At 30.9% G+C, this 22,482-nt stretch carries 19 protein-coding genes; 7 read left to right on the top strand and 12 right to left on the bottom strand.

Features of this window, described 5'->3' with window-relative positions:
- Positions 1-29 precede the first annotated feature (29 nt).
- The 7 genes from DPIF8902391_RS02770 to trxA form a co-directional block, all read right to left on the bottom strand.
- A complete protein-coding gene (locus tag DPIF8902391_RS02770; RefSeq protein ID WP_172504984.1) occupies positions 30-995 on the bottom strand; it encodes a M28 family peptidase in 966 nt (321 codons plus the stop codon).
- Positions 996-1,091: 96 nt separating this feature from the next.
- Positions 1,092-1,838 carry a succinate dehydrogenase/fumarate reductase iron-sulfur subunit gene (locus tag DPIF8902391_RS02765; protein WP_058886167.1) on the bottom strand — a complete coding sequence of 249 codons (747 nt, stop codon included), beginning with the start codon at positions 1,836-1,838 and terminating at the stop codon, positions 1,092-1,094.
- Between the two features lie 9 nt (positions 1,839-1,847).
- Complete coding sequence (locus DPIF8902391_RS02760) at positions 1,848-3,860, bottom strand: fumarate reductase/succinate dehydrogenase flavoprotein subunit (protein WP_058886168.1); 2,013 nt, start codon at positions 3,858-3,860, stop codon at positions 1,848-1,850.
- Between the two features lie 12 nt (positions 3,861-3,872).
- Positions 3,873-4,556 (bottom strand): succinate dehydrogenase cytochrome b subunit, encoded by a 684-nt coding sequence (locus tag DPIF8902391_RS02755; protein WP_058886169.1) that lies wholly within the window; start codon positions 4,554-4,556, stop codon positions 3,873-3,875.
- Between the two features lie 383 nt (positions 4,557-4,939).
- Positions 4,940-7,339: a ribonucleoside-diphosphate reductase subunit alpha gene (locus DPIF8902391_RS02750; protein WP_058886170.1), complete on the bottom strand. Its 2,400-nt coding sequence runs from the start codon at positions 7,337-7,339 to the stop codon at positions 4,940-4,942.
- Positions 7,340-7,517: 178 nt separating this feature from the next.
- Positions 7,518-8,489, bottom strand: coding sequence for a ribonucleotide-diphosphate reductase subunit beta (locus DPIF8902391_RS02745; protein WP_058886171.1), 972 nt, complete (start codon positions 8,487-8,489; stop codon positions 7,518-7,520).
- Between the two features lie 302 nt (positions 8,490-8,791).
- Entirely contained in the window at positions 8,792-9,151 is a 360-nt protein-coding gene (trxA, locus tag DPIF8902391_RS02740) for a thioredoxin (protein WP_058886172.1), read from the bottom strand.
- Between the two features lie 171 nt (positions 9,152-9,322).
- On the opposite strand from trxA, the gene DPIF8902391_RS02735 reads away from it, so the two are divergent.
- From DPIF8902391_RS02735 to DPIF8902391_RS02720, 4 genes are all read left to right on the top strand, one after another.
- Complete coding sequence (locus DPIF8902391_RS02735) at positions 9,323-11,491, top strand: prolyl oligopeptidase family serine peptidase (protein ID WP_172504983.1); 2,169 nt, start codon at positions 9,323-9,325, stop codon at positions 11,489-11,491.
- 252 nt (positions 11,492-11,743) lie between these two features.
- Positions 11,744-12,682 carry an ABC transporter ATP-binding protein gene (locus tag DPIF8902391_RS02730; RefSeq protein WP_172504982.1) on the top strand — a complete coding sequence of 313 codons (939 nt, stop codon included), beginning with the start codon at positions 11,744-11,746 and terminating at the stop codon, positions 12,680-12,682.
- Between the two features lie 179 nt (positions 12,683-12,861).
- On the top strand, positions 12,862-13,956 hold the full coding sequence (locus DPIF8902391_RS02725) for a hypothetical protein (RefSeq protein WP_172504981.1): 1,095 nt from the start codon (positions 12,862-12,864) through the stop codon (positions 13,954-13,956).
- Between the two features lie 261 nt (positions 13,957-14,217).
- The gene (locus DPIF8902391_RS02720) at positions 14,218-14,895 is read left to right on the top strand and encodes an Abi family protein (RefSeq protein ID WP_172504980.1); all 678 of its coding nucleotides are present in this window, start codon (positions 14,218-14,220) and stop codon (positions 14,893-14,895) included.
- A 108-nt stretch (positions 14,896-15,003) separates the two neighbouring features.
- Here the strand turns inward: DPIF8902391_RS02720 and DPIF8902391_RS02715 are convergent, their stop codons facing one another.
- On the bottom strand, positions 15,004-15,462 hold the full coding sequence (locus DPIF8902391_RS02715) for a 3-oxoacyl-ACP synthase (RefSeq protein ID WP_172504979.1): 459 nt from the start codon (positions 15,460-15,462) through the stop codon (positions 15,004-15,006).
- A 28-nt stretch (positions 15,463-15,490) separates the two neighbouring features.
- Positions 15,491-16,600: an NAD(P)/FAD-dependent oxidoreductase gene (locus tag DPIF8902391_RS02710; protein WP_172505074.1), complete on the bottom strand. Its 1,110-nt coding sequence runs from the start codon at positions 16,598-16,600 to the stop codon at positions 15,491-15,493.
- Positions 16,601-16,676: 76 nt separating this feature from the next.
- On the opposite strand from DPIF8902391_RS02710, the gene DPIF8902391_RS02705 reads away from it, so the two are divergent.
- Positions 16,677-17,147: a hypothetical protein gene (locus tag DPIF8902391_RS02705; protein WP_172504978.1), complete on the top strand. Its 471-nt coding sequence runs from the start codon at positions 16,677-16,679 to the stop codon at positions 17,145-17,147.
- Between the two features lie 276 nt (positions 17,148-17,423).
- Complete coding sequence (locus DPIF8902391_RS02700) at positions 17,424-18,380, top strand: hypothetical protein (RefSeq protein ID WP_172504977.1); 957 nt, start codon at positions 17,424-17,426, stop codon at positions 18,378-18,380.
- Between the two features lie 84 nt (positions 18,381-18,464).
- On the opposite strand, the gene DPIF8902391_RS02695 is transcribed toward DPIF8902391_RS02700, so the two are convergent.
- From DPIF8902391_RS02695 to amaB, 3 genes are all read right to left on the bottom strand, one after another.
- Positions 18,465-19,226 carry a cyclase family protein gene (locus DPIF8902391_RS02695; RefSeq protein ID WP_058886331.1) on the bottom strand — a complete coding sequence of 254 codons (762 nt, stop codon included), beginning with the start codon at positions 19,224-19,226 and terminating at the stop codon, positions 18,465-18,467.
- A 10-nt stretch (positions 19,227-19,236) separates the two neighbouring features.
- On the bottom strand, positions 19,237-19,674 hold the full coding sequence (locus tag DPIF8902391_RS02690; RefSeq protein WP_144430083.1) for a hypothetical protein: 438 nt from the start codon (positions 19,672-19,674) through the stop codon (positions 19,237-19,239).
- Between the two features lie 517 nt (positions 19,675-20,191).
- Positions 20,192-21,733 (bottom strand): L-piperidine-6-carboxylate dehydrogenase, encoded by a 1,542-nt coding sequence (gene amaB / locus DPIF8902391_RS02685; protein WP_058886180.1) that lies wholly within the window; start codon positions 21,731-21,733, stop codon positions 20,192-20,194.
- A gap of 411 nt (positions 21,734-22,144) precedes the next feature.
- Here amaB and DPIF8902391_RS02680 point away from each other — a divergent pair, with 411 nt between their 5' ends.
- The gene (locus DPIF8902391_RS02680; protein ID WP_058886181.1) at positions 22,145-22,474 is read left to right on the top strand and encodes a roadblock/LC7 domain-containing protein; all 330 of its coding nucleotides are present in this window, start codon (positions 22,145-22,147) and stop codon (positions 22,472-22,474) included.
- Positions 22,475-22,482: the final 8 nt, after the last annotated feature.

The raw sequence follows: 22,482 nt of genomic DNA, 5'->3' as shown, positions 1-22,482 counted from the left end.
CTTTAAAATAAAGCTATTTAGAAATTATTTTACAATTCTTTAGCGTCTAATTTTGCAAAAACACTGATGATTGTTTGAATAGCCTCTAAAGTAAATTTTTTATTTATTTTATCATAAGTATCTGTAGCTTTATGATAATCTTTATGGTCAGGAACTCCAAAATATATAAACGGAATTTCCTTTTTATAAAATGCTGCGTGATCGCTTGAATTTGTCCAATTTTCTAAGCTATCTAAACCTTCATGCCCTATAAGTAATTCAACTTCTCCAACTTTATTTAATGATGTTATTGTTTGTTTTAACATAGGAGTATAACGTGTTCCTACGGCGTATAATTCTTTACTATCGCTTCTCGAAATCATATCGAAATTTAAGTTCAATACTATTTTATCTAAAGAAATTACAGGGTTTTTTATATAATGATATGCCCCTTTTAAGCCAAGTTCTTCGCCATCAAAAGCAGCTAGTATAACGTTGTGTTTCGGTGGATTTTTTTTGAAGTATTCTGCAAATCCTAGTAATGCTGCAACCCCTGAAGCGTTGTCATCAGCACCATTAAATATTTTACCGTCAATAACACCTAAATGATCGTAATGCCCCGACAAAACAATGTATTTATCGGTGTTTGCTGTTCCTTTAATAAGCCCTAAAACATTAATTCCTTTATAGGTTTTTGTTCCGTTAGTAAAAGAAAAAGCTTGTTCAAAATTTTCAGTAAGCGGGGTTACATTTAAACTTTTAAAACGTTCTTTTATGTAATTTTTAGCTTTTGTAGCCCCTAGAGTTCCTGTTTTTCTACCCTCAAAATCATCCGAAGATAAAACCTTAATATCATTTAAAATTACTTCGGATGTAAACCCGTATGTAGGCACTTCTGTAGTTGGATTTGTTGTTAGTACAACAGGAACTGTTGCCGTATTTTCTTGTATTTCTGATTTACAAGAAGTAACCGCAACCACTAAAATAGCGATGCTTAAAAAATGTGATATCTTCATAATTGTTTAGATAAATTTGTTAGTAAATTATTGATAAAATTAAACAAAAAAATCCCGAGTATAAACTCGGGATTTTCAATCTATATCTAAAAGAATCTATCCTTTTAAACTTGCTTTCATAAATTCTGTATTCATACGAGCGATGTTTTCTAATGAAATTCCTTTAGGGCATTCCACTTCACAAGCTCCTGTATTTGTACAGTTTCCAAAACCTTCAGCATCCATTTGAGCTACCATGTTTAATACACGATCGGTAGCTTCAACCTGTCCTTGTGGTAATAAAGCAAATTGACTTACTTTAGCTCCAACAAATAACATTGCCGATGAGTTTTTACAAGTTGCAACACAAGCACCACAACCAATACAAGTTGCTGCGTCCATTGCGTCATCAGCATCTTTTTTAGGAATAGGAATTGCGTTGGCATCTTGGGTATTTCCTGAAGTATTTACAGAAATATATCCACCTGCTTGTTGAATACGCTCAAAAGCCATTCTGTCAACGACTAAATCTTTAATTACAGGAAAAGCTGCTGCTCTAAATGGCTCAATTGTAATAGTATCGCCATCTTTAAACATACGCATGTGTAACTGACAGGTAGTAATACCTCTATCAGGACCATGGGCTTCACCGTTAATATACATAGAACACATTCCGCAAATTCCTTCACGACAATCATGGTCAAATGCGATAGGCTCATCACCTTTATTGATTATTTGCTCATTAAGTACGTCCATCATTTCTAAGAAAGACATATGCTCAGAAATCTCGGTTACTTGGTAATCGACCATCTTTCCCTTATCACTTGCGTTTTTTTGACGCCAAACTTTAAGTGTTAAATTCATAATATCTTCTTATTTGTATGAACGTTGTTTTAGTTCAATATCGTTAAACTCTAATTCTTCTTTGTGTAAAACCGCAGCAGCTGGTTCACCTTTATATTCCCAAGCAGCAACATAAGCGTAATCTTTATCATTACGTTTTGCTTCTCCTTTTTGAGGTCCATCTGTTTCTGCAGATTCTTCTCTAAAGTGACCTCCACATGATTCTTTTCTATCTAAAGCATCTTTGGCGAATAACTCCCCTAATTCAAGGAAATCAGCCACACGACCAGCTTTCTCTAATTCAGGATTCATTTCGTTTGCATCACCAGGAACTGTTACGTTTTTCCAGAAATCTTCACGTAATGCTTTAATTTCAACCATTGCTGATTTTAAATCTTTTTCATTACGAGCCATTCCACATTTTTCCCACATAATTACACCTAATTTTTTGTGGTAATAATCAACAGAATGTGTTCCTTTATTATTGATAAAGAAATTTACACGATCGGTAACTTCTTTTTCAGCTTCTTCAAATTCTTTAGTATCGGTAGAAATTTTTCCTGTACGAATATCGTTCGATAAATAATCTCCAATAGTATAAGGTAATACGAAATATCCATCGGCTAAACCTTGCATTAATGCAGAAGCTCCTAACCTGTTTGCACCATGGTCAGAGAAATTTGCTTCTCCAATACAGTACAATCCATCAACAGTTGTCATTAAGTTATAATCAACCCAAACACCACCCATTGTATAGTGTGTTGCAGGATAAATCATCATTGGTGTTTCGTACGGATTTTCATCAACAATTTTCTCATACATTTGGAATAGGTTACCATATTTTGCTTCTATGATTCCTTTTCCTAATTCGTAAACTTTTGCTTCCGAAGGATTTGTTATATGTTGTAATTTTGCTTGTTCTGTTCCGTAACGAGTAATTGCCGATTTAAAATCTAAATACACTGCTTCACCAGTTGCATTTACTCCGTAACCAGCATCACAACGTTCTTTTGCTGCACGAGAGGCAACATCACGAGGTACTAAGTTACCAAAGGCAGGGTATCTTCTTTCTAAATAATAATCTCTTTCTTCTTCTGATAATTGAGTTGGTTTTTTACGACCTTCTCTAATTGCCATTACATCTTCCATGTTTTTAGGAACCCAAATACGACCGTCATTACGTAGTGATTCTGACATCAAGGTTAATTTCGATTGATAATCACCTGAACGAGGAATACAAGTAGGGTGAATTTGCGTATAACAAGGGTTTGCAAAAAATGCTCCTTTTTTATGAATTTTCCAAGCTGCAGTTGCGTTTGACCCCATTGCATTTGTTGATAAGAAATATACATTTCCGTATCCACCAGTAGCAATAACTACGGCGTGTGCTGAATGACGCTCGATTTTACCTGTAATTAAATCACGGGCAATAATTCCACGGGCTTTTCCATCAACTTTAACAACGTCTAACATTTCATGACGATTGAACATTTCAATCTTTCCACGAGCAATTTGACGGTTCATAGCTGAATATGCTCCTAATAATAATTGTTGTCCTGTTTGTCCTTTTGCATAAAAAGTTCTAGAAACTAAAACTCCACCAAATGAACGGTTGTCTAATAATCCACCATAATCACGAGCAAAAGGAACTCCTTGTGCCACACATTGATCAATAATATTTGCAGAAACTTCAGCCAAACGGTATACGTTTGCCTCACGTGAACGGTAATCTCCACCTTTTACGGTATCGTAAAATAATCGGTAGAAAGAATCACCATCACCTTGATAATTTTTTGCTGCATTAATTCCTCCTTGTGCTGCAATTGAATGCGCTCTACGTGGAGAATCTTGATAAGCAAATGCTTTTACATTATAACCTAATTCGGCTAAGGTTGCAGCAGCAGACCCACCAGCTAATCCTGTACCAACAACAATAACATCAATATTACGTTTGTTTGCAGGGTTTACTAAATCAATCTTATTTTTATAATCTGTCCATTTATCTTTAATTGGACCTTTTGGAATTTTTGAATCTAAAGCCATACTAGTTTCGTATTAATGATTGAAATGATGAAATAAAGCAACGATGATAAACCCAACAGGAATACCAATTGCATATATTTTACAAAATGTTTTCAATCCTTTAGTGTATTTGTTATTTGCTCCAACCGATTGGAATGCTGAAGAAAATCCGTGTAATAAGTGTAATGCTAAAAATACAAAAGCAATTACGTAAGCACCAACTCTAAGTGGGTTTACGAATTTTTCTTGTAATTCATGAAAATAACGTAATCCTTCAATACCTTCGTGTACACCACTCCAGTCTCCTTGGATAAATTTTGTGTTAATTTCTGGAAACCAGAAATCGATAAAGTGTAACAATACAAATGCTAAAATAGCTGCACCAGACCAAATCATATTTCTACTCATCCAAGTAGAATTAGCTGCTCCGTTATCTTTTGCATAACTTACATTAGTTGCACTTTTGTTTTTTAATTCTAAGACGAATCCCATTACAAAATGAAAAACTACACCAAAAATTAAGACAGGTTGCATAACAAATTGAATTAACGGGTTAGTTCCCATAAAGTGGGATAACGCGTTAAATGTTGCTCCATTATCTGGAAAAAGTGAGGTGACGTTTATTACAAAGTGTTGCAATAAGAAAAACATCAAGAAGAACGCCGAAAGCGCCATGGCAAATTTTCTTCCAATAGAAGATTTTAATAATCCCATTATTTTGTTTGTTTATATAAATATTCTAACAAATTTAAGTGGTATTCGCATATTTTACAAGCTTTAACAATGCTTTTATTTAACATTTAGAATTAGTTTAAATAACGTTTTAAACTTTCTATTTTATGTAATAATTTAAGGTAGTTTTCTTATCAATTTAAGAAGCTATTTTCTATTAAAAGCCTGTTTAAATTTTATCTGAAAAAAAATATCACAGAAAAATAAGAAATCGAATCTGTCAACGAAAATTTAATATTTATTTAACTCTTAAACAGGTTCTTAGATTTTTTCACAAAAAAAAGAGAAGCCTTTCGACCTCTCTTCTTCCTATAATTTTTAATATCATTTAAAATATAAACATCTAAAATGATTAAAATATGCAGGTTTTAAGAACCACACATTAAGCAGTCATCTTCTGGAACTCCATTTTTAGAAGCGTCTATCATTGCTTTATATTCAGCTGCACTCATTGGCGCATCTTCTTCAATAACGTCTACCTTCTTTTCAATATTTAAGGTAAACTGCTTGGCATTTACTGCCGATTTTGTTCTTAAATAGTACATTCCTGTTTTTAAACCAACTTTATGGGCATAAAAATGCATCGAAGTTAATTTAGCATAATCAGGGTCTTTCATAAATAAGTTTAATGATTGAGATTGATCGATAAAATATCCTCTATCACGAGCCATATCAATAATATCTTTCATACTCATTTCCCAAACCGTTCGATATAAATCTTTTAAATCTTGTGGAATAGTCGCAATATGTTGGATAGATCCGTTTGCACGCATAATATCTTCCTTCATTGCATTATCCCATAAATTTAACGCTACTAAGTCTTCTAATAAATGTTTGTTTACAACAATAAATTCACCAGATAAAACTCTACGCGTATAAATATTAGATGTATATGGTTCAAAAGCTTCGTTATTTCCTAAAATTTGAGAAGTAGATGCAGTTGGCATTGGCGCTACTAATAACGAGTTACGAACACCATGTTCTACAACTTCTTTACGTAAAGATTCCCAATCCCAACGACCGCTTAAATCAGCTTCTGTTGTACCCCACATATCTTGTTGAAATTCTCCTTTAGACATTGGCGAACCTTTAAAAGTAGAATATGGCTCTTTTGCTTTTGCAATTTCCATTGATGAAGTTACAGCTGCAAAATATAAGGTTTCAAAGATTTCTTTATTTAATTTTTTAGCTTCATCCGAAGTAAAAGGCAAACGCAACATAATAAAAGCATCCGCAAGTCCTTGAATTCCTAAACCAACTGGACGATGACGCTCATTTGAATTTTTAGCCTCTACAACAGGATAATAATTTCTATCAATAACCGTATCTAAGTTTCTAATTACTTTTTTAGTTACTTTATATAATTCGTCATGATCAAAAAACTTCTTTCCGTTTTTATCTTCAGCAACAAACATTGGTATTGCTATAGATGCTAAATTACATACTGCTACCTCATCTTCGGCAGTATATTCCATAATTTCGGTACATAAGTTTGAAGAACGAATAGTTCCTAAATTCTTTTGATTCGATTTACGGTTTGCAGCATCTTTGTATAACATGTACGGCGTACCTGTTTCAATTTGTGATTCTAAGATTTTCTCCCATAATTCACGTGCTTTGATTGTTTTTCTACCTTTCCCGGCAGCTTCATAACCTGTATATAAACGCTCAAATTCTTCACCATAAGTGTCAAATAAATTTGGGCATTCTTGCGGACACATTAATGTCCAATCGGCATCTTGTTGAACACGTTGCATAAATAAATCAGAAACCCACATAGCGTAAAATAAATCACGTGCTCTCATTTCTTCTTTACCATGATTTTTCTTTAAATCTAAAAAATCAAAAATATCGGCATGCCAAGGCTCTAAATACATCGCGAAAGAACCTTTACGTTTTCCTCCTCCTTGATCTACGTAACGTGCCGTGTCGTTAAACACTTTTAACATCGGTACAATACCGTTTGATGTTCCGTTAGTTCCAGCAATATAACTTCCCGTAGCACGGATATTGTGTAAAGACAACCCGATACCTCCTGCCGATTGCGAAATTTTTGCAGTTTGCTTTAAAGTATCGTAAATTCCTTCGATACTATCATCTTGCATTTGTAATAAAAAACAAGAAGACATTTGTGGTTTTGGCGTTCCTGCATTAAATAATGTAGGCGTTGCATGAGTAAAATACTTTTTACTCATTAACTCATAAGTTGCTATTGCTTCTTCAATATCATCTTTATGAATACCGATAGAAACACGCATTAACATGTGTTGCGGACGCTCTGCAATAATTCCGTTTAACTTTAATAAATAAGAACGTTCTAAGGTTTTAAAGCCAAAGTAATCATAATTAAAATCACGACTATAAATAATGGTAGAGTCTAATTTATCAGCATTTTTTTGGATGATATCATATACGTCATCTGCCAATAAAGGTGATTTTTTTGTTGTACGAGGATTTACATATTGATATAAATCCGTCATCGTTTCAGAGAACGATTTTTTGGTACTTTTATGTAAATTTGATACGGAAATTCTTGCTGCTAATTTTGCATAATCAGGATGAGCAGTAGTCATTGTTGCGGCTGTTTCTGCTGCTAAATTATCTAATTCTGAAGAAGATACGCCATCATATAATCCTTCAATTACACGCATTGCTACTTTTACAGGATCTACAATTTCATTTAACCCATAACACTCTCTTCGAACCCTTTCGGTAATTTTATCGAACATCACAGGCTCTTTCCGTCCGTCTCTCTTTAATACATACATATATATTATTGGTTTTATTTTGATAAACAGCATCACTAAAAAACCTCACTATTAGTAAGATTATTTTTAAAGCTATCTGTTTTAAAGTAATTTTTTTGTTTTAAAAACAGTATATTATAGAAAAAACACGAGTGATTTTTCCTATAATATACTTAAAATAAGATGGCTGTTTTTTTATTTAAAATTCAGCATCAAAACTAATATCTCCTGTACCTCCACCAGAAACACCTGCTTTTTGATATTCAGAAACTCTTTTTTCAAAGAAATTTGTTTTTCCTTCTAATGAAATCATTTCCATGAAATCAAATGGATTTGTAGAACTGTATTCTTTATCGCAGCCAAACTCTAATAATAATCGGTCTGTTACGTATTCTAAATATTGTGTCATTAATTTGGCATTCATACCAATTAAACTTACGGGTAATGACTCTGTAATAAACTCTCTTTCAATAGTTAAAGCATCTAAAATAATTTCACGAATACGTGATTTAGGCACTTTATTTACAATATGATGATTATGTAAATGAACGGCAAAATCACAGTGCATTCCTTCATCTCTTGAAATTAATTCATTAGAAAAAGCCAATCCTGGTAATAAACCACGTTTTTTTAACCAGAAAATAGAACAAAACGATCCTGAAAAGAAAATTCCTTCTACTGCTGCAAAAGCAATTAATCGCTCTGCGAATGAATCAGACTCAATCCATTTTAATGCCCAATCTGCTTTCTTTTTAATTGCCGGGAAAACTTCTATCGCCTTGAATAATTGATCTTTTTCTACTTCATTTTTTACATAAGTATCAATTAATAATGAATAGGTTTCTGAATGCACATTTTCCATCATTATTTGAAAACCATAGAAAAATTTTGCTTCAGAATACTGTACTTCATTTACAAAATTTTCAGCTAAGTTTTCATTTACAATTCCGTCAGAAGCTGCAAAAAAAGCTAAAATATGTTTAATAAAATAACGCTCATCTTCTGTTAATTTGGTTTCCCAATCAATAACATCTACCGATAAATCTATTTCTTCAGCAGTCCAAATTGATGCTTGTTGTTTTTTATACCAGTCCCATAAATCATCATGTTGAATTGGAAAAATCACAAATCTATCTTTATTTTCTTGTAAAATTGGTTCAATTACTGTCATTGTTTTGTGTGCTAATTTAGGTTGTTGTTGTTGCGGTATTGGGGGTTACAAATATCTATAATTTTACTAAAATTAGAAAGCTTTACTTATTCACAAATCCCTTGAAGTTTTCAACAAATTGAAATATAAAGTAAAATTACAGCTTTCCTACCAAAACCACAAATTACTGAAGATCAATATATTAATTACTTAAAAATAGCTTGAGTAGTGATTATCATGCAGTTCACTATTTTCATTTTATTTTCAAAAAAAAGCACTGTAAAAACAGTACTTTTTAATTTTTATAAAAAACAGGTTTAAGTTTATTTAGCTACTTTTAAAACATCTTTTATAATTTCTTCAAGCTGTTTTTTGGGCAATGCACCATTAGCTCTTTGAGGCGCTTCACCTATAGGACAAAATAACATTGAAGGAATACTACGAACATCAAAAGCAGCCGCTAATTCTGGTTCTTCTTCAGTATTAATTTTATAAATATCTATTTTTCCTTCATATTGTTCACTCAATTCTTCTAAAATTGGCGCCAACGATTTACAAGGACCACACCAATCGGCATAAAAATCAATTAATGCTGGTTTATCACCTTCAAAATTCCACTCTTTATTTTCTTCAAAATTAAACACTTTTTTAAAAAAAGTTTCTTTTGTTAAATTTTCTGTCATGATAACTGTTATTATATTACTACTTCTGTGCTTCAAAAATTCAAGTATAAAGATAGTTATTTTATTTTTCAAAGAGAACAACGACCGTCATTTAGTGTTAAAAACATCTTAAAAAGAATATTTTCGTTCTTTTTTCAGCTAACTTTGAAATTATTAAAAAACCTCATTATTATGAAAAAAATCCTTTTTTCAATTCTTTGTGCGAGTACTGTTTTAGTGTCTTGTAAAAAAGAAAATCAATCTGAAAAAAATACTCAAAAAAACACCACATTGAACTATCCTAAAACCGCTAAAAAACCAATTGTAGATGATTATTTCGGAACAAAAGTAACCGATAATTATCGTTGGTTAGAAGATGATAAAAGTACTGAAACCGAAAATTGGGTAAAAGCAGAAAATGACGTTACTTTTAATTATTTAAGTAAAATTCCATATCGTGAGCAACTAAAAAATAGGTTATCAGAATTATGGAATTACGAAAAATTAGGAACACCATTTAAAGAAGGTGACTATACCTATTTTTATAAAAATAACGGTTTACAAAATCAATCCGTTTTATACAGAAAAGATGCCCAAGGAAAAGAAGAAGTCTTCTTAAATCCAAATACTTTTTCTAAGGATGGAACAACCTCATTAGGCTCGGTAAGTTTTACTAAAGATGGAAGTATTGTTGCCTATTCAATTTCTGAAGGCGGAAGCGATTGGCGAAAAATTATTGTTTTAAACACCAAAACTAAAGAAGTAATTGGCGATACTTTAATCGATGTAAAATTTTCAGGAATTGCTTGGAAAGGCAACGAAGGTTTTTATTATTCTAGCTACGATAAGCCACAAGGAAGCGAATTATCAGCAAAAACAGATCAGCATAAATTATATTATCACGCTTTAAATACGCCACAAAAAACCGACAAAGTTATTTTTGGAGCAACATCCGAAGAAAAAAACAGGTATGTTGGCGGTTCTTTAACCCAGGATAACAAGTATTTACTTATTTCTGCGGCAACCTCAACATCAGGAAATAAATTATTTTTAAAAGATTTAACAACTCCAAACAGTAAGTTAGTTAGCGTTACCGATACTTACGATAGCGATACGTATGTAATTGACAGCCGTGGTGACAAATTATATTTAGTAACCAACTTAAATGCGCCAAATAAAAAAATAGTAACGGTAAATGCTAAAAATCCAACGCCAGAAAATTGGAAAGATTTTATTGCCGAAACTAAAAACGTATTATCGCCATCAACAGGAGCAGGATATTTTTTTACAGAATATATGGTCGATGCAGTTTCTAAAGTTTTACAATACGATTTTGATGGAAAATTAATCCGTGAAGTAACACTTCCAGGCGTTGGTTCTGCTGGTGGTTTTGGCGGAAAAACAAAAGCCAAAGAAATCTATTTTTCATTTACAAACTACAATACACCAAGTTCATCTTATAAATTTAATCCTGAAGATGGAACCTATATTTTATCTTGGAAACCTGAAATTTCTTTCAATTCTGATGGGTATGAAAGTAAACAAGTTTTTTATACATCAAAAGATGGAACAAAAGTTCCGATGATAATTACCTATAAAAAAGGCTTAGAATTAAACGGAAAAAACCCAACTATTTTATATGGTTACGGCGGATTTAATGTCAGTTTAACCCCTTCATTTAGCATTGCAAATGCCGTTTGGATGGAACAAGGCGGCGTATATGCCGTTCCTAATTTACGTGGTGGTGGTGAATATGGTAAAAAATGGCACGACGCAGGAACACAATTAAAAAAACAAAATGTGTTTGACGATTTTATTGCAGCTGCCGAATATTTAATCAAAGAAAATTATACTTCTTCGGATTATTTAGCAATCCGTGGAGGCTCAAACGGTGGATTATTAGTTGGTGCAACAATGACACAGCGTCCCGATTTAATGAAAGTCGCTTTGCCTGCCGTTGGCGTTTTAGATATGTTACGTTATCACACGTTTACTGCGGGTGCAGGTTGGGCTTACGATTACGGAACAGCTGCCGATAACAAAAAAATGTTCGATTATTTAAACGGATATTCTCCTGTACACAACGTTCAAAAAGTGGCGTATCCTGCAACTATGGTAACAACTGGCGATCATGATGACCGTGTAGTTCCTGCCCACAGTTTTAAGTTTGCGGCTGAATTACAAGACAAGCAACAAGGCGAAAATCCTGTATTAATTCGTATTGAAACAAATGCGGGTCATGGCGCTGGAACTCCCGTAGCTAAAACCATCGAACAATATGCCGACATTTTCGGATTTACCTTATATAATATGGGATTTGAAAAATTGCCTTATCAAGTAAAAAATCAAGTAAAAAAGTAACCTATAAATAATTTTTATAAAAACCGATGCGAAAGTATCGGTTTTTTTTATGCCCCTAATTTTTAAAATAACACCTATAATTTGGGCGTTACCACAAGGGTCGCGCTTTCCGCACTCGCTTTTTTTTGAAGAAAAATCAAAAAAAGAGCTCAAACAATTGCTTCAATCGCTAACGCGCGCATTTTAGTAAAAAAAAGAAAGATAAACACAACAGTAACACTATTTTAAAATAGAAATTATATTTTTGTACCTATGCTACAAGTAAACAATATTACCTTCGGATATTCTAAAGAAAAAACAACACTAAAAAACATAAATTTCTCCCTTCAAAAAGGAGAACATTTATCTATAATGGGCGCAAGTGGTTGCGGAAAATCAACTTTATTAAAAGCCCTTTACGGATTATTAGATTTAAAAAGCGGAACAATTTTTTATGACGATTTTCAAATTCTAGGACCTGAATATTATTTAGTTCCTGGCGTAGATTTTTTCAAATACGTAGCCCAAGATTTCGATTTAATATCTTTTACAAGCGTTAGTGAAAACATTAAAAAATTCCTATCACGTTTTGATCCCGAAGAAGCTCAAAGAAGAACCAACGAGCTCTTGAATATTATTGAAATGACCGATTTCACCAATACAAAAGTAGAAAACCTAAGCGGCGGGCAAAAACAACGTGTTGCAATCGCAAAAGCCTTAGCAAAACAGCCAAAATTACTACTACTAGACGAGCCTTTTAGTCAGATTGATAATTTCAAAAAAAACTCACTGCGTAGAAACCTATTTAATTATCTGAAAAAAAATAAAATTACCTGTATTACAGCCACCCATCAAGGAACAGACGCTTTATCGTTTGCCGATCATGTTATTATTCTTAAAAATGGTCAAATAATTGCTAACGATACACCTGAACACTTATATAAAAACCCAAAAATAAAATACGTTGCCTCTTTATTCGATACTGTTAACGAAATTGTTATCGATCAAAAACAAGCAGAAAAAACCGTTTTATTATATCCACATCAAATAGAAATTGTAGCAAATTCGGCACGTAAAGCCGTGGTAAAAGAAGTGTATTTTAAAGGTTCTCATTGGCTGATAAAAGTAATTTACAACAGTAGATTTGTCTTTTTAAAGCATCCTTCAAAACTTGAAATTGATGAAATAGTTTGTTTGAAGCTTGATGTATAAGGTTGGTTTTTAAGGTTTTTGATTCTTTTTATTGATGATAAATATTTTGATGGTTTCTTCTAAATAATTACATTTATTGCTGAAATAAAAAAGAATACTTCAACTTTAAAGTTCTTTATTCTTCAATAATAATTTTGGATAAAAACAGAAAAAAATAATAAAAATTAATTGTAAAATACATGAAGAAATTATCCTTATTAATAATTGTGATATTAACAGCATTTAGCTGTAACAGTCAAAAAAAAGAAACCGATTTAACAAAAGAAAATTTAAAAGGCAAAGTTAAATCTTATACTGAATTTTCTTATAAAGCTATAGAGCGTTTTGGGAAAATTGAAAAAGGAGAACTAAAAAAAGACATTTATTTTGGAAATGGGATCCAAGTTAAATATGATAATAAAGGAAATAAAATTGAAGAAAGTCATTACAATTCAGATGGTAGTTTAAGAGATAAGTATATTTCTAAATATAATAATAAGGGAAATAAAATTGAAGAGAGTTTTTTTTTAAATAAAAATGGTAGTTTAACATCGAAGTATATTTATAAATATGATAATAAGGAAAATCAAATTGAAACGAGTTTTTACAATTCAGATGGTAGTTTAAAGTGGAAGTCTATTTATAAATATGATAATAAGGGAAATAAAATTGAAGAAAGTCATTACAATTCAGATGGTAGTTTAAGTTCGAAGTTTCTTTATAAATATGATAATAAGGGAAATAAAATTGAAAAGAGTGTTTACAATTCAGATGGTAGTTTAAGTTCGAAGTTTCTTTATAAATATGATAATAAGGGAAATCAAATTGAAGAAAGTCATTACAATTCAGATGGTAGTTTAAGAGATAAGTATATTTCTAAATATGATAATAAGGGAAATAAAATTGAAAAGAGTGTTTACAATTCAGATGGTAGTTTCAATTGGAAGTGGATTTGTAAATATGATAATAAGGGAAATCACATTGAAGAAAGTAAATACAATTCAGATGGTAGTTTAGATTTTAAGTATATTTCTAAATATGATAATAACGGAAATAAAATTGAAAAGAGTTCTTACAATTCAGATAGTAATTTAAGGGTGAAGTTTCTTTATAAATATGATAATAAGGGAAATCAAATTGAAGAAAGTCATTACAATTCAGATGGTAGTTTAAGTTCGAAATATATTTATAAATATGATAACTTTGATAAAAAAGGAAATTGGACTAAACAAATCACATTTAAAAATGAAATTCCTAATGATATTTTAGAACGTAAATTTGAATACTTTGAATAATATACTAGCGGAATAAACAAAAATCCTACTCCCAAAACCCCTCATAGGATTTTTTAAGTAGTTTTTTTTTGCTAAATTAGATGCTTGAAATAGACTGTATGTTTTAGAAACTAATACAAAATAAAAAACCTCTCAAAATAAATTGAGAGGTTCTATATGTCTTCCACTTAATTACGTTTCTATAAAGAAAGAGGCTTTATTAAGCATTACTTTACAAAGTAAGTGAATATATTTGTAATAAACAAATAAAAACAGGCAATATTGGAATATCCAAAATTAGAAAAATATTTATCGCAACCTCGATTAGACCGATTTTTAATAGCTACTGGCAATTCAAAATCTAAAGCTCAAAAACTATATAGAATTAATTTAAAAACAGCACAAGCCTTCTATCCTGTGCTAAACTTATTTGAAATATTCTTTAGAAACATTGTAAATCATCAAATGTCGTTACATTTTGAAAATCCTAATTGGATAATTACAGAAAAAAAAGGATTTATGAATGATTCTTCATTAGGTTCTAAATTCTTTTTGAAAAATTCAATTATCAAAGCTGAAAAAATTATTCGCAGAAAAAAAGGAACTGTAACATCTGGAAAAGTTATAGCAGAACAATCTTTTGGATTTTGGACAAGTTTATTTGACACACATCATTATAAATTAATTGGAGGAACCGTTATTCATTGTTTTCCAAATAAACCAAATTACGTAAACCGAAATATTCTGAATCAGAAACTCAATAATATTAGAGAATTTAGAAATCGTGTTTATCACAACGAACCCATTTGTTTTAATGGAAATATTATTAACTTTACAGAAGCAACAAATATAAAAAATGAGATTTATGAATTATTGGAATGGATAGATACTGACTTAACGGATTATGTAAACTATTTCAACGGAATTGATACAGAAATAAATAGGGTAAATAACCTATAAAAACTACACTCAGAAAACCTAAAATAAACACCAAACTCACAAACCTACTCACAAGGTTTTTCAAGTAGGTTTTTATTAAATATTAGTTACTTAAATACGATAAAAAAACTAAAAAACTGATATTACTTTTTGTTGAATATTATTAAAAACAAAACCATCACCTTGTTTTTTTCCTAATAAAATACGACCAATTGGCGAAGACACAGAAACGGCAAAATAAGGCTGATTATCAACCATTAATTGCCCTGAACTAATACTCAAATAAAACGAATTTTTGGTTGTTTTAACAACACTTCCTAAACAGCCGATAGTAGCCGTATTTTCAATATTTATTTTAGAAAGTGTTTCTTTCATTTTTACAATTCCATGAAGTTGTTGCCCTGCTTTTTCCATTTCTAATTGCAACATTGCCCGCCCTGTTTCGTGCTTGTCGCCTGCCGAACTTTTGGTTTCTGATTGCAAGGCTTTTTGGTTCGATGAAATTATTTCTTCGATTGTTTTTAAGCGTTTTTCTACAAAAATTACACATTGATTGTATAATTCTTCTTTTATTTTTTTCTGATTCATCTATTATTTTACTGCTTTGAATACTATTTTATTGCGCTAAATCGGCTAATTCTTTACCGACCAAACTACCAATTGCTACGCCCATTCCTCCTAAACGAACGCCACAAAACACATTGTTTGATAACTGTTTTACAATGGCTTTTTTCTGATTTCCAACACCCATTATTCCACTCCATCGATGGGCTATTTCAAAATTAATGTTTGGTAAAATAGTGGTTTTTAAAATTTCTTCTAATTTATTTTGAACAAGCGTTGTTTGCCCAAAAACTGTGGTTTCTTCGGTTTTAAAATCGAGGTTTCGTCCGCCGCCTAATAAAATTCTATCGTCAATATTTCTAAAATAATAATAGCCTTTTTCTAAATGAAATGTTCCTTTTATAGCTAGGTTTTTAATCGGTTTTGTTATTAATACTTGCGCTCTGGCGGGTTTTACATTTTCGTTCAGCAATTTATTTGCAAACCCATTGGTGGCAATACATAATTTTTTGGTTGAAAATTCTATCTGATTTGTTTTAATCAAAACATTTTCATTGTTTTCACAATAACTTTCTACCAAAATACTATTGACTATTTTTATGCCCGATTTTTGTACTAATTCAAGCAATTTCACGGCCATTTTACCTGTATCAATTTGCCCTTCAAACTGATTGGTTATATAATTTTCATGAATGTTTTGGAACTTAAATTTATTGGTATCAACTGAAAAAACAGGCGCTTTAAATAACGGTTTTAATAAGGTATTAAGGCTGTCTTTTTCTGATAAACAGGTTTCATAAAACTCGGTATCTTCAAATAATTCGTAGCCTTTATTTTGTTGATACCTAATATTTTTATCTCCTAAATTTTTTCGTAATAATTGCAAACCTTGCCAGCGTTTTTCGACTAGGTTATACACTTCTTGTTCGGTATGTGTTTTTAAGTCGTCTATTAATTCTGATATGCTTCCAAAACAGGCAAAACCAGCATTTTTAGTACTTGCTCCTTGTGGTAATATTCCTTTTTCTAAAATAATTATTTTAGCCTTCGGATGTTTTTCTTTTAATGCCAATGCGCAATTTAATCCTACAATTCCGCTACCTACAATGGTAAAATCAACATTGGTAAACCATTCTTTTAACTCCCAATAACTGTAATTCAACATCTTATACTATTATATTTTTGTACCTTGGTATATTAGTTGTAATGTATAAAATTAAACTCTAAAAAGTACTATTATGAAATTATTTGGATTCTTAATATTCGCAATTATTTTTACTCAGTGTGCCAATATTAAGCAAACTGATACGCCTCCTTTTAAGATAAAAAAAGCACTATATACCGATGATTTTAATCATTTATCAACAAATAAATCGGCTTGTTTAAATATTATTTTTACGTCAGATAAACCGATTGATTTTCAAAAAGTATATTTTCAAAACACTATTATTAACGCTCTTATTGAACATGAAAATGGGAAAAAGATTATTGTTGCTCGGTATAAAAACCGTATTATTCCTGTAGTTAATGAACTTATTTTAAACGCCGATTCGGAAAAAGAATATGGTAATTCACTCCCTAAAATTACAGAAAAATTTCCGTTTAATTTAAAAGATAATCAAGCGGTTGTTACTTATAAAATAGGCGATAAAATACTGACCTATAAAATTGAAAATATGATAAAAACAAATACTATTCTTATTCAATAATTGGTTTTTATACTGAAAAATTAAGGCAAATCAGGATGTGATACTGAAATAAGTTTAGCATAACCGATGTGGTTTTGTGTAAAAATGCCTAGCCCCGATTGAAGCTTTGTTTGAGCTCCTTTTTTGATTTTTTTTCAAAAAAGAGCGAGTGCGGAAAGCGGGAAATTGCTTCAAAAAAACAGTAAACGATCAGCAAACATAATAAACTAATTATCGATTTTTAATTTTGGCACGTAATTTGAAAGTTAGTACCATATAACGATTAAATTACCGTCTATGAAACCTTTAAAACTACTTTTTTTATACATTACAACAAGTGTAATGATATCTTCTTGTGTGGTTCAAAACGAGGTAATTGACCATATTGATTATACTGAAAATACGCCTTTTTCACTAAGTCAATATGTTTCTAGTTATGATTTATGGTATGTCGATTATAATAGTACAACAGGTACTAACGAAATTCCTTTTTTATCAAAAGCGTTTACAGTTTCATTTTTAAATGGAAATATGTATGCCAATAATAATATTGTTGATATTGGTAAAACAGGCAATGGTTTGGGGGTTTTGGTTGGTAATTATCAGGCAAACGGCAGTGTTTTACAAACCAATCATACGCTTGATAATCAGCATGATTTTGAGGTAATTCAATTGTCTGAAAATGAAATTAGAATTGATGATTTACATCAAAATATAAGCTATTTTTTAACTGGTTATCAAAGAGATAATTTTGATTATGATAAATTATTTTATGAAAATATAGAATATCTTTTACAAGAATATGTTGCTTGGGAAAAAATTGATGAAAATGGCGGATATGAAAATCCTTTTGATACCGAAAATTTCTTACAATTTACGCCTGAAAATGATGTAACATTTTATTCATCGCACGATTTTCTTGGTACAAATATTGATTTTATTAAATGGGATTATGTTGGAGCTTATGAAATAGCGACAATTAAAGGCTATAATGATCTGCTACTTTTAACGCTTAATTATAATACGAATGCTATTGATTCGGTTGAAAAATTTGAATTAAAGATTATTAACGATCAAACAATTTCATTATATCATATAAGTTCGAAAACTACCTATACTTTTTTAGGCAAAGGATTTATACAGCATTTAAGAAGTAGCACTAAAAACACGGTAAATACAGCAAAGAATTCTGTAAGAAACAACAGTAGAAAACGCACTAAAATACAACGTAAAATTGTTGATAAACAGAATTAGAATGATGTTTGGTTAGTTGATTTTTAGTTGGAGTAGTAGCCAACTAAATACACCGCACTAGCAATAGTGCGGTTTTATAATAAATTAATCTAACATTGCTACAACTCTTGCTGGAGCACCTGAAGCACCTACAATTTTCAGTGGAAAAACAGCTATTTTAAATCCTGAAAAAGGTAAAGCATCTAAATTTACTAATTGTTCCATATGGCAGTATTCTTTGTTTTGCCCTACTAAATGAGCTTCCCAAAATAATTCTGAGTTATTCGTTTCTTTTGCTTTTTTAATCATATAAGGTAATGGTAAATCCCAGCCCCAAGCATCTATTCCCATTACTTTTATTCCTTTATCGATAAGCCATTCTGTAGCTTGTGCACTAACACCTGTTCCTTTTTCATGAAAATCTTTTGTTCCATTAAATATATCACGTCCTGTTTTTATTAGTACAATCATTTTAGGTTTAATTTCTAATGAATTTACCTTTAAAAACTGCTGAATATCTGCCACAGTAATAGGGTCAAAATCAGCTTTATGTTTCATATCGATAACAATTCCTTCTCCAAAACACCATTCTAATGGAACTTCATCAATTGTTTTTGCCTTTTCGCCATTTACAGTTGGTGAATAATGCCAAGGAGCATCAATATGAGTAGTTGAATGTACTCCCATTTTTTGAATTGTATCATCTGCCCAACCTGTAAAATTTTTAGGAAATAATTTAAAAGGCAAGCCTAATAATCTAATTAATAGTTTTGATTTTTTATGTGATTTATGTTTTACTTTAACTTTCATAAACCAAGGGTCTTCCTTGTTATATTGAATCGGTTTTGATAAATCAATTATTTTCATACTTAAAATATTATTTTTCACTAATTAAGTTACCTTGACATTCTTGCAATTCTTTCCATTTACCTTGATTTGCTAATTTTGCTTGTTGTGGCCAAGTTTTAGGTTTTTGAATTTTATATTTATTTCCAACACTTTTTAAAATTTCTTGACATTTTTCAACAGAAGTTCCTGCTAAATCTTCCCAAGTCTTAATTCCAAAAGCATGAAATAACCCTTCAATTTTTGGATTAATTCCTGCCACAATTTTCAAATCGTTTTCTTTAACTCTTTTAGAAAATATATTTTGAGCACTTACTAAATTTTCGTTTTGTGGTGTGTGCTGGCTATTTGAGGCTACTTTTTTATTTAAATACCCAAAAAACATCGGTAATTGATATTTAAAAAGACTGTAAACACTCATTATTATTATTACTGCTAGAATAAGCCAAAATATTATTGATAAAATCATATTATTATTTTTTAAGGGTTCGTATTGATATTTTTTGAAGCTTTTATCTTCTGATAAAAAAGCGTTTCAAAAAAGGATTATAATGGAGTCTTGTTTTACTAAAAAAGATTAAAATTGATTCTTTTCAAATAGCAAGAATTTTTATTAGATACTTATGAAAAATATTAAATTAAGCAACTAATTTTTTTTAATCAATCAGTTTTAGTTTTCAAATTTACCTGAAGCTACTGCAGAAGAATTGATGCTTTATCTTGATATGGTAAATAAGTATTTAAAGTCATACTTATAGCGTAAGTATAATTACCTGATTTTAATCTATTTATAAATTGGTTCAAAATATAACTTACAACTATATGATGCAAAAAAACAAAAAAAGTCACACCTTTCGATGTAACTTTCATGTTTTTAACATTTATTTAACACTAATTTAACACTAAAACAGCCTTTTAATAACAATTAAGAAACATTAGAAGGCTTTTTTGTTAACTTTAGGTTAAGTTTTGTATTCTAATAAGACCTATAAATCAAATTTAATTCCTTGCGCTAAAGGCAATTCATCAGAATAATTTATCGTATTTGTTTGACGTCTCATATATACTTTCCAAGCATCAGAACCAGACTCACGTCCTCCTCCAGTTTCTTTTTCACCACCAAAAGCACCACCAATTTCAGCACCAGAAGTTCCGATGTTTACATTTGCAATACCACAATCAGAACCAGCGTATGATAAAAACTTTTCAGCTTCTTTTAATTCGTTAGTCATAATTGCTGATGATAATCCTTGCGCAACACCGTTTTGCTTTTCAATAGCATTTTCAACGTCACCAGAATATTTCATTAAATATAAAATAGGTGCAAAAGTTTCATGTTGCACTATTTCAAAATGATTTTCAGCTTCAATAATGGCTGGTTTTACGTAGCATCCGCTTTCGTAACCTTCACCTTCTAAAACACCACCTTCAACTAATACGTTTCCACCTTCAGCTTTTGCTTTTTCAATAGCAGCTAAATACGTATTTACCGAATCTTTGTCAATTAACGGCCCAATATGATTTGTTTCATCTAAAGGATTTCCAATGGTTAATTGCCCGTAAGCACCAACAATAGCATCTCTTACTTTATCATAAACAGACTCATGAATAATTAACCTACGAGTAGATGTACAACGTTGTCCACAAGTTCCAACAGCACCAAATACAGCACCAGGAACAACTACTTTTAAATCGGCAGTTGGCGTGATAATAATTGCGTTGTTTCCTCCTAATTCTAATAATGATTTTCCAAAACGTTGTGCAACAGTTGCACCAACAATACGTCCCATTCTGGTAGATCCTGTAGCAGAAACTAAAGGAATACGAGTATCAGTAGTCATCATTTCACCCACCTTATAATCACCATTGATAATAGAAGAAATCCCTTCTGGTAAGTTGTTTTCTTTTAAAACATCAGCAATAATATTCTGACAAGCGATTGAACATAAAGGCGCTTTTTCAGAACCTTTCCAAACACAAACATCACCACAAATCCACGCTAAAGCAGTATTCCAAGCCCAAACAGCCACAGGAAAATTAAATGCCGAAATAATTCCAACAACTCCAATTGGATGCCATTGCTCTCTCATTACGTGTCCTGGACGTTCCGAAGGAATTGTTTGTCCGTTTAACTGACGTGATAACCCTACGGCAAAATCACAGATATCAATCATTTCTTGAACCTCACCATATCCTTCTTGTAGAGATTTTCCCATTTCGTAAGAAACTAATTTCCCTAATGGCTCTTTTAAATCTCTTAATTTATTACCAAATTGACGTACAATTTCACCTCTTTGTGGCGCTGGCATATTTCTGAAAGATTTATATGCAGTTGTAGCCGTTTCCATTACTTTTTCGTAATCTTCTTTGGTCGTCGCTTTTACTTTTCCTATTAATTTACCATCAACAGGTGAATAACTTTCAATAATTTCTCCATTAGAGAAATTTACAGAACCTGTAGAAGTTCCATCATTAATATCTTTTACGCCTAATTGCGCTAAAGCTTCTTTGATTCCGAAATCTGCCATTTTGTTTTAAATTTAAGGTTTAAATTGAACCACGAAAATACGAATAATTTTACACATTGTAAATTAAACAAAAAGTGTTAGTTTTGTTTAATTTTAAACATCTTTAAAAATACATAGCAACTATTTGAGTATTTCTTAAAATTAGAATAATTAAATATCGTAAACACTATTTAATCAATTAAATAGTGTGTTTTTTGCTATATTTTTAGGTAAGGAATACTCAAATAAACTATTATAAATTGATAGATTACTTACTTATATTGATTCTATATTACCTTTTTTTTCAAAAAAACATACTTTAATAGTAATAAATGAAAAAACATTTAATACATATTGTAGCAATATAATCTACTTTTCACAACAAATTACACCCTTCACAGTATTTTTTTAGATCTAATATAAAATTTTTTTATGAATTTAAAAGAGTTGTACCACAGTACAAAATCTAAAGCAATCCTTCTATTTGATAAAGAAGGAAAAATTGTAGAAGCACACAGTAAAATTACTTATGAAAACCCTGAAGATTTTTCGGCGGTAACTAAAGTTGTTATCAATATAATTGATAATTTTTTTACTGATGTTCTAGAAACGACACCGTTAACTGAAATAATTATAAAAACTACTGATCAAAATTTTTATATAAAAAAATGTGACGATGACCATGTACTATGTGTCTTATCAGACGGGGTAATGAATAGAAGTTTAATTAGTCTTTCTTTAAAAAAAGACAATGATAAATAATAAATAAC

This window comes from Tenacibaculum finnmarkense genomovar ulcerans (genome assembly GCF_900239495.1).
Lineage (GTDB): Bacteria > Bacteroidota > Bacteroidia > Flavobacteriales > Flavobacteriaceae > Polaribacter > Polaribacter ulcerans.
The sequence above is the reverse complement of the archived record's forward strand: the minus strand, read 5'-3'. Positions and strand labels throughout refer to the sequence as shown.

What these genes read in the sequence shown, in the direction of transcription:
- DPIF8902391_RS02730 (WP_172504982.1), top strand. Translation starts at nt 11,744, where the DNA reads ATGCTACAAGTAAACAATATTACCTTCGGATATTCTAAAGAAAAAACA.
- DPIF8902391_RS02745 (WP_058886171.1), bottom strand. Translation starts at nt 8,489, where the DNA reads ATGACAGTAATTGAACCAATTTTACAAGAAAATAAAGATAGATTTGTG.
- DPIF8902391_RS02715 (WP_172504979.1), bottom strand. Translation starts at nt 15,462, where the DNA reads ATGAATCAGAAAAAAATAAAAGAAGAATTATACAATCAATGTGTAATT.
- DPIF8902391_RS02760 (WP_058886168.1), bottom strand. Translation starts at nt 3,860, where the DNA reads ATGGCTTTAGATTCAAAAATTCCAAAAGGTCCAATTAAAGATAAATGG.
- DPIF8902391_RS02695 (WP_058886331.1), bottom strand. Translation starts at nt 19,226, where the DNA reads ATGAAAATAATTGATTTATCAAAACCGATTCAATATAACAAGGAAGAC.
- DPIF8902391_RS02680 (WP_058886181.1), top strand. Translation starts at nt 22,145, where the DNA reads ATGAATTTAAAAGAGTTGTACCACAGTACAAAATCTAAAGCAATCCTT.
- DPIF8902391_RS02735 (WP_172504983.1), top strand. Translation starts at nt 9,323, where the DNA reads ATGAAAAAAATCCTTTTTTCAATTCTTTGTGCGAGTACTGTTTTAGTG.
- DPIF8902391_RS02725 (WP_172504981.1), top strand. Translation starts at nt 12,862, where the DNA reads ATGAAGAAATTATCCTTATTAATAATTGTGATATTAACAGCATTTAGC.
- DPIF8902391_RS02765 (WP_058886167.1), bottom strand. Translation starts at nt 1,838, where the DNA reads ATGAATTTAACACTTAAAGTTTGGCGTCAAAAAAACGCAAGTGATAAG.
- DPIF8902391_RS02770 (WP_172504984.1), bottom strand. Translation starts at nt 995, where the DNA reads ATGAAGATATCACATTTTTTAAGCATCGCTATTTTAGTGGTTGCGGTT.
- trxA (WP_058886172.1), bottom strand. Translation starts at nt 9,151, where the DNA reads ATGACAGAAAATTTAACAAAAGAAACTTTTTTTAAAAAAGTGTTTAAT.
- DPIF8902391_RS02750 (WP_058886170.1), bottom strand. Translation starts at nt 7,339, where the DNA reads ATGTATGTATTAAAGAGAGACGGACGGAAAGAGCCTGTGATGTTCGAT.
- DPIF8902391_RS02690 (WP_144430083.1), bottom strand. Translation starts at nt 19,674, where the DNA reads ATGATTTTATCAATAATATTTTGGCTTATTCTAGCAGTAATAATAATA.
- amaB (WP_058886180.1), bottom strand. Translation starts at nt 21,733, where the DNA reads ATGGCAGATTTCGGAATCAAAGAAGCTTTAGCGCAATTAGGCGTAAAA.
- DPIF8902391_RS02705 (WP_172504978.1), top strand. Translation starts at nt 16,677, where the DNA reads ATGAAATTATTTGGATTCTTAATATTCGCAATTATTTTTACTCAGTGT.
- DPIF8902391_RS02700 (WP_172504977.1), top strand. Translation starts at nt 17,424, where the DNA reads ATGAAACCTTTAAAACTACTTTTTTTATACATTACAACAAGTGTAATG.